The 12,752-nt window shown below is 74.2% G+C and carries 13 protein-coding genes; 5 read left to right on the forward strand and 8 right to left on the reverse strand.

All coding sequences use genetic code 11. The features are described from left to right. Window positions 1–2,674: SdrD B-like domain-containing protein (locus ACFUEL_RS22770; protein ID WP_380238446.1), on the reverse strand; the 2,674-nt coding region annotated here is incomplete at its 3' end. A 295-nt stretch (window positions 2,675–2,969) separates the two neighbouring features. On the opposite strand from ACFUEL_RS22770, the gene ACFUEL_RS22775 reads away from it, so the two are divergent. Beyond that, window positions 2,970–3,497, forward strand: a complete 528-nt coding sequence (locus tag ACFUEL_RS22775; protein WP_380238448.1) for a GNAT family N-acetyltransferase — start codon at window positions 2,970–2,972, stop codon at window positions 3,495–3,497. Between the two features lie 228 nt (window positions 3,498–3,725). Continuing rightward, complete coding sequence (locus ACFUEL_RS22780; RefSeq protein WP_380238450.1) at window positions 3,726–4,019, forward strand: hypothetical protein; 294 nt, start codon at window positions 3,726–3,728, stop codon at window positions 4,017–4,019. Between the two features lie 64 nt (window positions 4,020–4,083). Here the strand turns inward: ACFUEL_RS22780 and ACFUEL_RS22785 are convergent, their stop codons facing one another. The 7 genes from ACFUEL_RS22785 to ACFUEL_RS22815 all read right to left on the reverse strand — a co-directional run bounded on the left by ACFUEL_RS22785 (window position 4,084) and on the right by ACFUEL_RS22815 (window position 10,931). Next, complete coding sequence (locus ACFUEL_RS22785; RefSeq protein ID WP_380238452.1) at window positions 4,084–4,464, reverse strand: hypothetical protein; 381 nt, start codon at window positions 4,462–4,464, stop codon at window positions 4,084–4,086. A 120-nt stretch (window positions 4,465–4,584) separates the two neighbouring features. Then, window positions 4,585–4,824, reverse strand: a complete 240-nt coding sequence (locus ACFUEL_RS22790; protein ID WP_380238453.1) for a hypothetical protein — start codon at window positions 4,822–4,824, stop codon at window positions 4,585–4,587. Beyond that, window positions 4,815–5,675, reverse strand: coding sequence for a DUF3626 domain-containing protein (locus tag ACFUEL_RS22795; protein ID WP_380238455.1), 861 nt, complete (start codon window positions 5,673–5,675; stop codon window positions 4,815–4,817). Before ACFUEL_RS22795 ends, ACFUEL_RS22790 begins: the two co-directional genes overlap by 10 nt. 382 nt (window positions 5,676–6,057) lie before the next feature. Beyond that, entirely contained in the window at window positions 6,058–7,845 is a 1,788-nt protein-coding gene (locus ACFUEL_RS22800) for an SDR family oxidoreductase (RefSeq protein ID WP_380238456.1), read from the reverse strand. Then, window positions 7,842–8,684 carry a M24 family metallopeptidase gene (locus tag ACFUEL_RS22805; protein ID WP_380238458.1) on the reverse strand — a complete coding sequence of 281 codons (843 nt, stop codon included), beginning with the start codon at window positions 8,682–8,684 and terminating at the stop codon, window positions 7,842–7,844. The genes ACFUEL_RS22800 and ACFUEL_RS22805 overlap by 4 nt, the downstream gene beginning before the upstream one ends. 1 nt (window position 8,685) lies before the next feature. After that, entirely contained in the window at window positions 8,686–9,765 is a 1,080-nt protein-coding gene (locus ACFUEL_RS22810) for a PDR/VanB family oxidoreductase (RefSeq protein ID WP_380238460.1), read from the reverse strand. Between the two features lie 272 nt (window positions 9,766–10,037). Next, window positions 10,038–10,931, reverse strand: a complete 894-nt coding sequence (locus ACFUEL_RS22815; RefSeq protein ID WP_380238462.1) for a metal-dependent hydrolase — start codon at window positions 10,929–10,931, stop codon at window positions 10,038–10,040. Between the two features lie 213 nt (window positions 10,932–11,144). Between ACFUEL_RS22815 and ACFUEL_RS22820 the strand changes: the two genes are divergently transcribed. From ACFUEL_RS22820 to ACFUEL_RS22830, 3 genes are all read left to right on the forward strand, one after another. Next, window positions 11,145–11,447, forward strand: coding sequence for a hypothetical protein (locus ACFUEL_RS22820; protein ID WP_380238463.1), 303 nt, complete (start codon window positions 11,145–11,147; stop codon window positions 11,445–11,447). Then, a complete protein-coding gene (locus ACFUEL_RS22825) occupies window positions 11,444–11,986 on the forward strand; it encodes a pyridoxamine 5'-phosphate oxidase family protein (protein WP_380238465.1) in 543 nt (180 codons plus the stop codon). Before ACFUEL_RS22820 ends, ACFUEL_RS22825 begins: the two co-directional genes overlap by 4 nt. Window positions 11,987–12,335: 349 nt before the next feature. Further along, the coding region (locus tag ACFUEL_RS22830) for a hypothetical protein (protein WP_285732727.1) at window positions 12,336–12,752 on the forward strand (417 nt) is incomplete at its 3' end.

Below are 12,752 nucleotides of genomic sequence, written 5' to 3' on the forward strand. Positions count from 1 at the left end.
TCCTCGCCGCGATCAGCAGGCCGGTGCCGAGCGCCAGCAGCAGCGCTCCGCCCGCGAGCGCGTACGGGACGGCCCCGGCCATGCCGGTGCTGGCGAGGTTGCCGGACGGTGCCGGGCGGGCCTGCGGGGGCGCGGGCGCGGCCGGGGCGGCCGGGGTCGGGGTGGGCGTCGGGGTCGGGGTCGGGGTCGGCGGGACGAGGGTGTTGACGGCGGTGGTGGTGATGCCCGCGTCGAGGTGCGCGTCGTCCAGCACGACCGGTCCGAGGACCGGCTGTTCGGGGGCCCGGTAGCCCTCGGGCGGGGTGACCTCCTGCCAGTAGTAGGTGCCGAGGTCGGCCTGCTCGGTGCAGGTGCCGTCCCCTCCGGTGGTGCACGGGTCGCCGACCTTGTCGTCCCCGGGTTGCAGGCCGGGGGTGTCGTCGGTCTCGCGCCACAGCTGGAAGACCGCGCCGGGCAGCGGCTTGCCGTCCTGGTCGTGCTTGACCAGGCGCAGCGCGCCGCGCTGCCGCTGGAAGCCGAAGTCGAAGCTGTGGTCGTCCTGGCCGGGGCCGCCGGTGGTGAGCGCCCGTTCGACGTAGCTGCCGCCCTTCGGGACGGTGCCGTCGGAGTCGGTCAGCCGGTTGTCGCCGACGTTGTCCCTGGTCGGGACCCAGTGGTGGAGCGGGCCGCCCTCGGCGTAGTCGGCGGGCTCGTCGAGCCGGATGGTGTACGAGGTCTTCGGTTTCAGTCCGCCGGTGACGTTGCCGTCGTCGAAGTAGTACTCGCCCCGGTCGGTGGTCCTCGTGGTGCCGACCAGCCTGCCGTCCGCGTCGTACAGGTGGACGGTGGCGCCGGGGACGGGCTTCTGCTGCGGCAGTTGCAGGCCGGAGCGCTCCGGGTCGTACCAGACCCGGTTGCCGATCTGCAGCGGGGCGCGGTCGCAGAGCACTTCGAGGTCGGCCATCGCGGCGCCCTTGCCGAAGCGTGAGCGGCCGTCGGAGAGTTCGTTGCCGAAGCCCGGGTCGGGTGCGCCGGTGCGCAGGGTGAACATGGTGCCGGCGGTGACGATGTTGTTGGACACGTCGTAGCCGGAGGTGGCGATCGAGCTCTCCACCCGGGACAGCGCCATGCCGGCGAACGCCGGGTACGGGTGGCCGTTCGGGTACGGGCGGCTCTGGTCGAAGAAGCCCTTGTTGCGGACGCTCTGGCCGCAGCCGAGGTTGACGTCCAGCACGAACGTGCCGCCGGACTTGCACGCCTTGTTGAGGTCGGCCGAGGCGAGCACGTAGACGAAGCCGGCCGGGAGCGGCTGCCCCTCGGGCGGGGCGGCGGCGGCCTGGTCGGCGTACCGGTCGCGGAAGGCCAGCAGCATCGAGCCGTCGGTCTCGAAGCCGACCTCGCCGAGTTCGGGCTCCGGGTTGAGGCCGCAGACCTGGCCGTTCTGCAGCGGCTGGGTGTCCTGCCACGGGTACCAGTAGTAGCCCGCGCAGGGGGTGGCCGGGGTGCCGCGGTGGTCGAGCGGCTGGTCGAGCACGGCCGCCCCGAAGACGCCGGTGGCCGGGTCGAAGGGCAGCACCACGGCCCGCAGGTCGGTGATCCGGCCGGTGGACTGGCCGGAGCAGACGCCGCCGACGTAGCCGACCCCGTCCTGCATGCCCAGGCCGTACGGGCGCCAGTCGTCGGCCGACGGGCAGCCGGCCGCCGGAACGGCGTAGACGGCCTTCGGGGCGGACGCGGTCGGCGCGGTGGCGTCGTACCGGTACAGCCTGCGGTCGTGCAGGTTGACCACGTACAGGTCGCGGCCGTCCTCGGTGAGCTTCAGCCCGCCGAGGCTCTCCTTGCCGACGGCGGGCAGGAACGCCGCGTCGTCGCCGCCGGTGTGCGCGGTCGTCCCGGCGTCCGGGACGGTCGCGAACAGCGCGGTGGTCTTCTTCGCCGGGTCGGTGACGTAGATCGCGCCCGGCCCGCCGGGGCCGTAGGCGGTGGCCCGCTTGGCCTGGGCGGAGCTGAACATCCGCCGGTCGTCCCGGTTCCAGGCGATGCCGAAGACGTTCCCGGTCTCGCCGCTGGTGCCGATGTCGGTGACGTCCTTGTTCACGCCGCGCGACTCGTACGGGAAGGTCAGCAGGGTGCGCCGGCCGGCCGGGGCGCCGATCGGCGGCTGGCAGGCGGTGGCCAGCGGGGCGTTGCGCTGGCAGTAGTCGGCGGGGTTCCACAGGCCGGTGGTGAGGGCGGCCTGCCTGCCGGCCGAGAGGTCGACGAACTCCTCGTTGCTGCTGAGCCGGTTCGGTGCCCCGGTCAGGCCCTCGCGGGCGGCGAACGCCGGGTAGAGCACGCCGGGCTCCGGATTGACCACCTCGACGCGGTACTTGCCGCTGGGGGTGGCCTTGGCGGGGGTGAGGGTCACGGTGCCGTCGGCGGCGGTGACGCCGGTGCGCACCGCGCCGTCGTCCCCGGTCAGGGTGACCGTCACCCCGCCCATGCCCGGCTCCAGCGCCGGGCTCCACGTCCCGCTCTCGTCGACCGCCCGGACCACCCGCACCGTCACCGAGCCGTCGGCCGTGGCCGGGGAGGCCGACGGGGCGGCGACGGCGGTGGCCGCCGCGAAGGCCGCCACCACGGCGGCGGCCCGCTCGGCCCGCCGCCGTCGCGCGCCCGGTACGGGCGCCCTGGTCTGTTGTTCTGTCTGGGTCATGCCCTGCTCTCGTCGTCGGTCGGGGAGGCGCGCCGGACCGCCGCCGGAAGATCCCCCGGACGGCTCCGCGCGCACCTCTTTTGGCCGAATGTTAAGCGGAATACGGCCATCCGGGTTGCCGTACAAGAAAATTGACGGTCCGTCACGAAGCACATCGATCAGATTCGCGTGCGCCTCGTGCGCCCCCTCCTGACGGACCGTCAGCTCCCGGCCAGGGGCCCCGCCCGACCGGACGTACCCGACCGGTTAGGCTCGGCCGGGAGCCCCGCCGGGGCGCACGGAAGGAGCGGCGGCGATGACGACCGGCACGGCACTGACCGAGGCGGAGCTGACGCTGCGCCCGTGGGAGGACGGCGACGCCGACGCGCTGACGGCCCTGCTCGCCGACGAGGAGATCCGCCGCTGGACCTCCCACCGGGTGCACGACCGCGGCGACGCGTTGCGCTGGCTCGCCAACGAGCACGCGGGCCGCGCCACCGGGGCCCGCCTGGGCTTCGCGCTGGTCGCGGACGGGCAGCTCGCGGAGCACGTCGTGCTCAAGCGCCCCGGCGGTGGCGGCGGGGTCGGCGAGGTCGGCTACTGGGCGGGCGCGCCCGCCCGCGGCCGCGGCCTGGCCACCCGGGCGGTGACCCTGCTCTCCGCCTGGGCCTTCGACCCCGGCGGCGAACTCGCCCTGACCCGCCTGGAACTGGTCCACAACGCGGGCAACCCCGCCTCCTGCCGGGTCGCCGAGAAGGCCGGCTACCGCCTCGAAACCCTCCTCCCGCCCCGCCCCCCGCACCCCCGCGAGGCCCACCTGCACGCCCTGACCCGCCCCTCCTGACCCCCTCGCCCCCAGCCGCCCCCGACCGCCCCGGCCCGCGCACGCCCCGCCCGCGCACGACGGACACGCGCAGGGCGCACGGAAGATCGCTCCGTCGACCTCTCGTCCTACCGCTTTGTCGACCTGCCGACCCGCTCCCGTGCCGGACGTGCCGGCATGACCGGGGCGGGCGGGCGCAGGAGAATGGAACGGTTCGCGGAAGCCCTGAACAGATCCGGGAGGCGTGCGATGCGAACCCTGATCGTCGCGGAGATCGACACCGACAAGTCCAACGAGTTGATCACCAGCGGGAAGATGCCCGAGATGATGGGCAAGCTGATGGAGCAGTTGCGGCCCGAGGCGGCGTACTTCTACCCGCTGAACGGCCACCGCGGGTTCACCCTGGTGGTCGACGTGGACCAGGAGTCCTCGCTGGTCACCACCATGGAGCCGCTGTGGATGCGGCTGGGCGCCAAGATCACGGTGACGCCGTGCATGTCGGCGGACGAACTGCGGGCCGGGATCGACAAGTTGCGCGGCTGAGACGGCGGGGCGGCGGGGCCGCCGCGGGCCCGGGGCGCGCGGCGGCCGTGCGGGGGTGTGCCCGTCAGAGGGTCTGGCCCGGCAGGCCGGGGTGGGTGTAGTCGCTGACCCGGTGGACGTACGGGGTGATGTACACGGTGCCGCCGTCGTAGGTGGAGAACGAGCCGCCGTAGATGTGGCCGATGCCCCGGTAGCCGTCGGAGGTGATCGCCCACGCCTCGCAGCCCTGGGCGTCGGTGCCGTGGTCGACGAGCTGGTACCGGACGTGGACGCCGTCGGTGTCGTCGTAGAAGCTGACCTGGCTCTCGCAGGTGTGGGTGACGTCCCAGAAGGAGTAGGGGGTCTTGGTGGTGGCGTCGGCGGCCGAGGCCGCGGACGCCCCGCCGAGGACGATCAGTGGCGCGGCGATGGCGGCAGCGGCCGTCCGCCAGGATGAGCGACGCATGGGTTCCCCTCCGTTGTGGCCCCACCGGCCGGCCAGTGGTTTAGACCAGTAGCCAGTATGCGACCTTGTTCCGAGGAGCGCCAACTTCCGTTTCGGCGAAGGGAACTGACGCGAGGTCGGTCAGTCGGTGAAGGCGGGCTTCGCGCCGAAGCCGAGCACCGCGACACCGGTGGCCCGGTCGAGCAGGCGGCGGACGGAGGGCCGGCGCAGCCGGGCGCGCAGGGTGCGGACGAAGGCGATGACGGCGGTGCGCAGGACCAGTGCGGTGTCGAGCCCCGGGGTGAGCGTGAGGGTGAGCGTGAGCAGGCCCACGACCAGGGCGAAGGAGGCCGGTGGTCCGGCCGTCGTCGTCAGGTCCACGGGCTGCCGGTCCACGGGTGGGCGGGGCGGCCGAAGCGGGCCAGGCAGTGCCAGACCTTCTTCAGGTCCTGCGGGTCGTGCTCCCCGCTGCGGGCGGCGGCGCCGATCGCGGCGGGGTCGAGCACGCCGTCGCGGGCGACCTCGGCGGCGAGGGCGGTGATGTGCGGGCCCCGGTAGTCGGCGTGGCGGGGCAGTTCGGCGGCCGGGAGGCGGTGGCCCGGGTGCCACTCGACGGGGCAGGGCAGGGCGCGGGCGGCGGCCTCGACCTCGGTGCCGCGGTGGCTGGGGTCGAGGACGAGCGCGGCGACGTGCAGGTCGAACCGGACGGGGTCGTGCAGTTGGGCCTCGATGTAGTCGTCCAGGGCGTCCTGCTCGTCGGCCTCGGCGAGCGCGAGCAGCGGCATGGCCTCGAGGGTGCCGAAGTCCTCGGGTTCGAGGAAGCTGTCGGGGTAGCAGAAGGTGGCCCGGTGCAGGGTGCCGGGGGCGAGGCGGAAGTGCGCGGACCCGAAGCGGGGCGCACCGCCGTAGGGGCTGCGGTGGCGGTTGAGCGCGCCGTAGACGGGACGGCTCTCGGCGGGGGCCTCGTCGTAGGCGCCGCCGAAGATCCGGCTCTCCCACTTCCAGCGGTCGCCCCCCGGGTGGGCGGTGAGGCCGCCGTTGCTCGTCCCGGTGCTGAACTGGGAACGGTAGACGCCGTCACGGGCCATCGCGGCCAGGACGGGGACGCCGTCGGGCCTGGTGCGGTCCGGATGGAAGTTGAGCGTGACGTCGAGCCCGGCGGGCAGCGGATCGCCACTGCTGCGGGCCGCGACGTGCAGAAGGGCCGCGCGGGCTTCGGGCGTCTGCTCCATGCCGCGCAGTCTGCCCTGGTCAGGACACTCCCCGCAGCCGCTTTTCGGCACGCGACAGACTGCGAAGCCGAGGCACTACCGGCCGCGAAGCCAAGAGCGCGACAGGCTGCGAAACCAGGGGCGCGACCAACTGCGCAGCCGGGGGGAGCAGACTGCGAAGCCAGGGGTGCGGGGAACTGCGCGAGGGGGAACGGGACTTCGGGAAGATCCGGGCAGCAACAGAACCCGAATCCCGGCGGCGGCCTCGCGGGGCGTGTCACCCCCCGCGGCTCCGCCCACCTGCCAACGACTCTCCGTCCACGGATCTTTCCCGCGTCCCGTCCCCTCTCGCGCAGTTCCCCGCGCCCCCGGCTTCGCAGTCTGCCGCCTCCGGCAGGGGTTCTCAGCCCGCGTTGGTCCGGGCGAGCAGGCGCAGCAGGGCCGGGCTGAGGCGGGCGAGCAGGCGGGCGGCCTTGGCCTCGACGGTGACGGGGACGACGGGCTTGCGGGTGCGGACGGCGCGGACGATCTCGGCGGCGACCTTCTCCGGGGGGAAGCCCCGGCGGGCGTACAGCTTGGAGACCTGGGCCTGCTTGGCGGCGAGGGCGGCGTCGTCGAGGCCGGAGAAGGTACTGGTGCGGGTGATGTTGGTGTGGACGATGCCGGGGCAGATGGTGGAGACGCCGATCCGGTGCGGGGCGAGTTCGGCGCGCAGGCAGTCGGAGAGCATGAAGACCGCGGACTTGGAGGTGGCGTACGCGGCGAGCTTCTTGGCGGGCAGGTAGGCGGCGGCGGAGGCGAGGTTGACGATGTGGCCGCCGGTGCCGCGTTCGACCATCAGCTGTCCGAAGGCGCGGCAGCCGTGGATGACGCCCCACAGGTTGACGTCCAGGACGCGGCGCCACTCGTCCTCGGTGGTCTCCAGGAAGGTGCCGGAGTGGCCGATGCCCGCGTTGTTGACGACCACGTCGGGGACGCCGTGTTCGGTGGCGACCTGCTGGGCGAAGGCGTCGACGGCGGCGCCGTCGCTGACGTCGACCCGGTAGGCGGCGGCCTTGACGCCGGAGAGTTCGCAGAGTTCGGCGGTGCGCCGGGCGGCGGGCAGGTCGCGGTCGCAGACCACGATCCGGGTGCCCTGTTCGGCGAAGGCGAGGGCGGTGGCCCGGCCGATGCCGCTGCCGCCGCCGGTGACCACGGCCAACTCGCCCGCCGCGGAGGGTTCCTGGCGGAGCGCGCCGTGGTCGCGGGCGGTGAACTCGCGGACCAGCGCGGCCACCGTGGGGCCGTGTTCGAGCAGCGCGGACCAGTGGGTGGCGTTCAGGGTGCGCCGGGTGAGCCGGGGTGCCCAGCGTTCCAGGCCCTCGGAGAGGAAGTCGCAGACGTAGCGGTCCCGTTGCAGGGTGACCAGTTGCACCGGCACCTCGGTGTGCCGTTCGCGCGGGGCGCGGACGCGGGGGCGCATGTTGGCCCGGTAGAGCTCGATGCCGTGCACGGCGTCCTTGGCGAGGGTGGCCTGCGGGTGGCCGGGGCGGGGGCGGACGGCCTCCAGGTCGCGCAGCACGCGCGGCCACAGCCGGGCCAGGCCGAGCTTCCAGGCGGCGGGGGCGAGGACGGGCAACTGGAACAGCGCGATGTACCAGGAGTGGGCGCCCTGGCGCAGCAGTTGGGCGAGGTGGCGGGGGGTGGGGCGGCGCAGCCGGTGCCGGATCCAGTGGCCCATGTGGTCGAGGCAGGGGCCGGACATGGTGGTGTAGGAGGCGATCCGCCGGTAGGAGCCGGGCGCGGTGACGGCCTCCCACGCCTGGACGCTGCCCCAGTCGTGGGCGACCACGTGCACGGGGCGGTCGGGGCTGACGGCGTCGGCGACGGCGTACAGGTCCTCGCCGAGCAGTTCGAGCCGGTAGTCCTCGCGGGTGGCGGGCACCCCGGAGGCGCCGGAGCCGCGGGTGTCGTAGCGCACCACGTGGTGGTCGGTGGCGAGGTCGGCGGCGACGTCGTCCCAGACCGAGTGGTCGTCGGGGTAGCCGTGCACCAGGATCACCGTCGGGTCGGCCGGGTCGCCCTGCTCGTACACGGCGAGGGCGAGTCCGCCGGAGTCGACGGTGCGCCGGCGGGGCGCGTCGGTGCCGTCGGTGCCATCGGTGCCGTCGGTGCCGTGGGGTCCGTGGGGTCCGTTGCTGCGGCCGGTCATGCGGTTGCCTCCTGGAGTGCCCAGCGCCGCACGTGCGGCAGGTCGTCGTCGAGCCAGTACGCGTCCTCGTCGGTGACGACGAGGAGTTCCTCGAACTTGATGCCCACGTCGCGGAATCCGATGTGCGGTTCGACCGCCCACAGGCCGGGCGTGGGGGCGTGCCGGGAGGCGCGGCCGCCCGCCCAGAGCGGGGAGCGGCCCTCCAGGCGTTCCTTGACCAGTTCGCGTCCGAGGGTCTGCAGCGTACGCACCCCGAAGCCGAACAGGTTGACGCCGGCCGGGCCGCGGGCGGTGTTCCTGGTCACCTGGTGGCCGATGACCCGGCCGGGGTAGACCTGGTGGCGGTTGTCGTAGCCGTGCGCGGCGAGTTGGGCGTCGACGGCGGCGTACACCTCGGCGAGCGGCTTGCGGGCGCGGACCTCGCGCAGGATCAGTTCGCGGTAGACCCGCAGGTCCTTGGCGAGCAGGTCCCAGACGGGGTTGTCGCCGACCTTGCCGCCGTAGCCGATGTCGGCGGTGTAGCCGTCCACCACGGGCGCGCAGTCGAGCACGTACGGCATGCCCTCGGCGAGGACGCGGGAGCCGGCGAAGAACTGCAGCGGGGTGTGGAAGTGCCGGAAGGCGGTGCGGTCGCCGAACCAGGCGAACGGCACGTGGAAGAAGTCCTGCACGCCGGCCCGGACCAGGCAGCGGCGCAGTTCGGCGGTGGCCTGGCGTTCGGTGACGCCGGGTTCGATCCAGGCGGCGACCTGTTCGGCGCAGTGGTAGGCGAGCTGCTGGACCTCCCGGAACTTGGCCAGGTCGCGCTCGTCGTAGCGGAATTGCGGCACCTTCGGCATCTCACACCTCCAGGACGAGGGTCTCGCCCTCGGCGGCCCGGGACACGCAGGGCAGCAGCAGGCCGGCGGCCCGCTGCTCGTCGGTCAGGCGGCGGTCGCGGTGCTCGGGCGCCCCGGCGGAGACCCTGAGCACGCAGGTGCCGCAGAAGCCCTGCTTGCACGAGTACGGCAGGTCGGGGCGGGCCTCGCGGGCGACGTCGAGGGCGGAGCGGTCCGCCGGGACGGCCAGCGTCCGGTCGCCGATCCGGATCGTGAACGGGCGGCCGTCCCGGATCGGCGCGGCCCCGAAGCGTTCGAAGTGCAGCGCGGCGGCGGGCGAGGCGGGCAGCGCGCGCTGGACGGCCAGCAGCATCGGCGCGGGCCCGCACACGTAGACGGCGGCGCCCCGGGGCGCGTGCGCGAGCAGCTCGGCCGCGTCGGGGACGCCGTGCGCGTCGTCGGTGCGCACGTGCACCCGGGCCGGGTCGAGCGCGGTCAGCTCGGCGGTGAACGGGAGCGCGGCGGCGGTGCGCCCGGTGTGCACCAACTGCCAGTCCACTCCCGCCTGTTGGGCGGCGCGGGCCATCGGCAGCAGCGGGGTGACGCCGATCCCGCCGGCCAGGAACAGCACCTTCTCCTCCCCGCAGAACGCGAAGCCGTTGCGCGGCCGGCGCACCCGCAGCCGCACGCCCGTGTGCAGCGCGTCGTGCACCTCGACGGATCCACCGCCCCCGTCGGCGATCCGGCGCACCGCGATCCGGTACGCGTGCCGGTCCGCCGGGTCCCCGCACAGCGAGTAGTGGCGCTCCCGCCCGGACGGCAGCGTCAGCACGATCCGCGCCCCGGGCTGCCACGGCGGCAGCGTCCCCCCGGAGGGGTCGCCCAGCCGCAGCTCCACCACGTCCTCGGCGACCACCCGGTGCGACAGCACCACCAGGTGCAGCGGCGGCACCCCCCGCGCCTCGCCCCGGCGCGGGCTGCGGCGCAGCCCGGGGCGGCCCAGCGCGGGGCTGTACCAGTCGCCGAAGGCGGTCAGCCGGGCGAAGAGGCGGTCGGCGCGCGGGCGCCCGTAGAGGTCGGGGGGCGGGGTTTCGAGGTCCATGCGGGCACGACTCCAGATGCGGGGGCGGGGGCGCGGGGAACCGCGCGGAGGGGAGCGGGACGCGGGCGGGGTCCGTGGACGGGGAGCCGGTCGCGGGTGGGCGGAGCCGCGGGGGTGAGACGCTCCGCGGGGGGGTGAGACGCTTCGCGAGGGCCGCAAGCAGGATTCGAACAGCCGGGATTCCGGATCTTTCCGAAGTCCCGTTCCCGCTCGCGCAGTTCCCCGCGCCCCTGGCTTCGCAGCCTGCCGCGCCTCCCGGTTCCGCGGTCCGGTCAGTGCATGGCGGCGGCCCGCGCCGCGGGCGACTTCGCCAGGTAGGCGAGGGCCTGCGAGGAGCTGCCCTCGCGGGTGGGGTGGTAGCGGGGACCGAAGTACCGGGCGGCGGAGCGCAGGAAGCGTCCGGGTTCGGGGAGCAGGCCGCGCCGCGCCGCGCGCCGGGCCTCGCGCCAGGTGGGGGCGAGGCGTCCGTCCAGGGCGGGGTCGGCGGCGAGCATGAAGCGGGTGCCGCGGATCCACAGGTGGATCAGGAGCGGGCCGGAGACCAGCATGCCGCGGACGCGGCGCAGGTAGCCGGGGTCGAGGTGGCGCATCAGGTCGTAGGCGACGCTGCGGTGCTCGACCTCCTCGGCGCCGTGCCAGCGCAGCAGGTCGAGCATGGTGGGGTCGGCCTGGGCGCGGTCGAGGCCGGGCGAGTTGAGGGCCCAGTTGCCGAGGAAGGCGGTGAAGTGCTCGATCGCGGCGACGAAGGCGACGCGTTCGATGGTGTTCTCGCGGCGCTGGCGGGCGGTCAGGCCGGGCTTGTCGCCGAGGACGCGGTGGAAGAGCCAGCTGATCTGCCGGACGTAGGGGCGCGGGTCGAGGCCCTGGCCGAGCAGGTGGTCGAGCACCTCCTGGTGGGCCTCGGCGTGGATGGCCTCCTGCCCGATGAAGCCGAGCACCTCCTCGCGGAGCTGTTCGTCGCGGATCAGCGGCAGGGCGTCCTTGAACACCTTGACGAACCACCGCTCGCCCTCGGGCAGCAGCAGGTGCAGCACGTTGATGGTGTGGGTGGCCATCGGCTCGTCGGGGATCCAGTGCAGCGGCAGCTCGGACCAGTCGAAGTGCACGTCGCGCGGTTCGAGCACCAGGCTGTCGTGCACGGTGACGGGCGGGGTGGGGCGGGGCATGGGGTGCCTCCTGACGCGCGGCGGACGAGGGGCGGACGAGGGGGCGGCCCGGGGGCGGCCCGGTGGGCACACCGGCAAACTACTCGCGGGTAGCGGGCCCGACAAGGGTTTCGACCATTCTTATCAACATCGCGTCTAATAAGCCGCCCGCGCGGTGCCCCTCCCCCGGGAACGCGTTTGCCACCGCCGCCGCGAACCGCCAGGGTGGGTGCCGTGCCGGGGCAACGGAAGCGCAAGCGCAAGCAGGACGAGGAACGCGGCCGCCGCGTCGACGCGTACGCGGGCTGGCGGTGGCACTCGGCCGACTGGTTCCCCGACCGCGCGAGCCCGGTGGAACGCGTCCGGCTGCTGGACGCCCACCACCCCCTCGACGAGGGGCGGTTGCGGATCGACACCCCGTGCACCCGCACCGACGCCCCCGCCCACAGCCACCTGCGGGTGCTGCTGCCGCCCGGCCTGGCCCTCGGGGCCGGCGGCACCACCGTGGTGGCCGCACCCGTTCAGGAGGGACCGTGACCGACGCCCCCGGCCCGCTCGTCCGCGCGCTGATCGCCCACCCGGTGCTGGCCGCCCCCGGCTACCCGGCGCCGGACCACGCGCCCACCGGGCCGGGCGAGCTGTTCACCACCTGGCTGCTGGACGCCCTGGCCGCCGGCACCCCGGACGCGCAGGTGCTGACGCTGGCCACGGTGGACGCCGAGGGGCGGCCGGACGCCCGGGTGCTCGTCCTGCGGGACGTCGAACTCCCGGCCGCGGCCTGGCACTTCTGGACCGAGCCCGAGTCGCCCAAGGCCCGCCAGTTCGCCGCCCGCCCGGATGCCGCAGTGACCGTCTACTGGCCCGTCCACGGCCGCCAGGTCCGCCTGCGCGGCCCGGTCCGCCCCTCCCCCGGCTGCGCCACGCCCTCGCCCGGCCTGCGCTGCTACGCGCTGCACGCCGCCGAGGCCGAGTTCTGGCAGGCCGGCCCCGACCGGCACCACCTGCGCCGCCGCCACACCCGCACCCCCTCCGGATGGACGGACACCGGCTGGACCGGCACCCGCCTGCCCGGCTAGGCCCTCTCCTTCGGATCTTCTGCCCGTTGGTCCGGGTGCGTCGTCGGACGAGGGCCGCTCGGCGGACGCGGTCGCGGCGGCCCCCACCGTCGTCCGGACGGTGGCCGCCCTGGCCGGCGAGCTGAACACGCCCGAGCATGCCTTTCGAACGTACCGCGGCCTCATCGAGGAGCTGCACTTCGGTGACCGGTCGTCAGGCTGCGATGACTGGGCATCAAGTGACTGTGCCGGAAGGGTGTTGGAGAACGGGAGGTTCGGCTGGTCGGACCGGGTGAGCGTAGCCGGGTGATCTTGGGCGCTGCTATCGTGCGTGCGGCACCTGCCGGTACTGATGTTCGAACGGAGAGACATGCGCAAGTCGAAGCGGATAGCGGCGCTCGCCCTCAGTGTGCTGGGCATGACGACGGGAATGCTGTTCGCGGCTGCTCCGGCGCAGGCGGCGTCGACACCCAGCGGAGCCTGCAACAGCGTCGGCAGCGGGTACTACCTGATCGACCAGCACCCCATCGGCACGGTCGCCGACGTCTACCTGTTCTACAACGGCTCCAGCAACTGCGCCGTCACCTGGAAGCGCAGCCCGAACGGGACCACCCGGTACGACCTGAGGGTGAACATCGAGCGGCAGAGCGACCTGAAGGACGCTCCGGACGCGGGCTACTACCTGTACTACGCCGGTCCGGTGACCCTGAGCGCCAAGGGCACCTGCATCTCGTGGGGCGGCGAAGCGGGGGGCGTCCGCTGGTACTCCGGCTGGACCCACTGCGGC

It is taken from the genome of Kitasatospora sp. NPDC057198 (genome assembly GCF_042670125.1).
In the GTDB taxonomy this organism is placed as follows: domain Bacteria; phylum Actinomycetota; class Actinomycetes; order Streptomycetales; family Streptomycetaceae; genus Kitasatospora.

Excerpts from the sequence above, each read along its gene's own strand:
- ACFUEL_RS22800 (WP_380238456.1), bottom strand. The coding sequence starts at position 7,845 with ATGACCGGCCGCAGCAACGGACCCCACGGACCCCACGGCACCGACGGC.
- ACFUEL_RS22785 (WP_380238452.1), bottom strand. The coding sequence starts at position 4,464 with ATGCGTCGCTCATCCTGGCGGACGGCCGCTGCCGCCATCGCCGCGCCA.
- ACFUEL_RS22795 (WP_380238455.1), bottom strand. The coding sequence starts at position 5,675 with ATGGAGCAGACGCCCGAAGCCCGCGCGGCCCTTCTGCACGTCGCGGCC.
- ACFUEL_RS22810 (WP_380238460.1), bottom strand. The coding sequence starts at position 9,765 with ATGGACCTCGAAACCCCGCCCCCCGACCTCTACGGGCGCCCGCGCGCC.
- ACFUEL_RS22805 (WP_380238458.1), bottom strand. The coding sequence starts at position 8,684 with ATGCCGAAGGTGCCGCAATTCCGCTACGACGAGCGCGACCTGGCCAAG.
- ACFUEL_RS22775 (WP_380238448.1), top strand. The coding sequence starts at position 2,970 with ATGACGACCGGCACGGCACTGACCGAGGCGGAGCTGACGCTGCGCCCG.
- ACFUEL_RS22780 (WP_380238450.1), top strand. The coding sequence starts at position 3,726 with ATGCGAACCCTGATCGTCGCGGAGATCGACACCGACAAGTCCAACGAG.
- ACFUEL_RS22815 (WP_380238462.1), bottom strand. The coding sequence starts at position 10,931 with ATGCCCCGCCCCACCCCGCCCGTCACCGTGCACGACAGCCTGGTGCTC.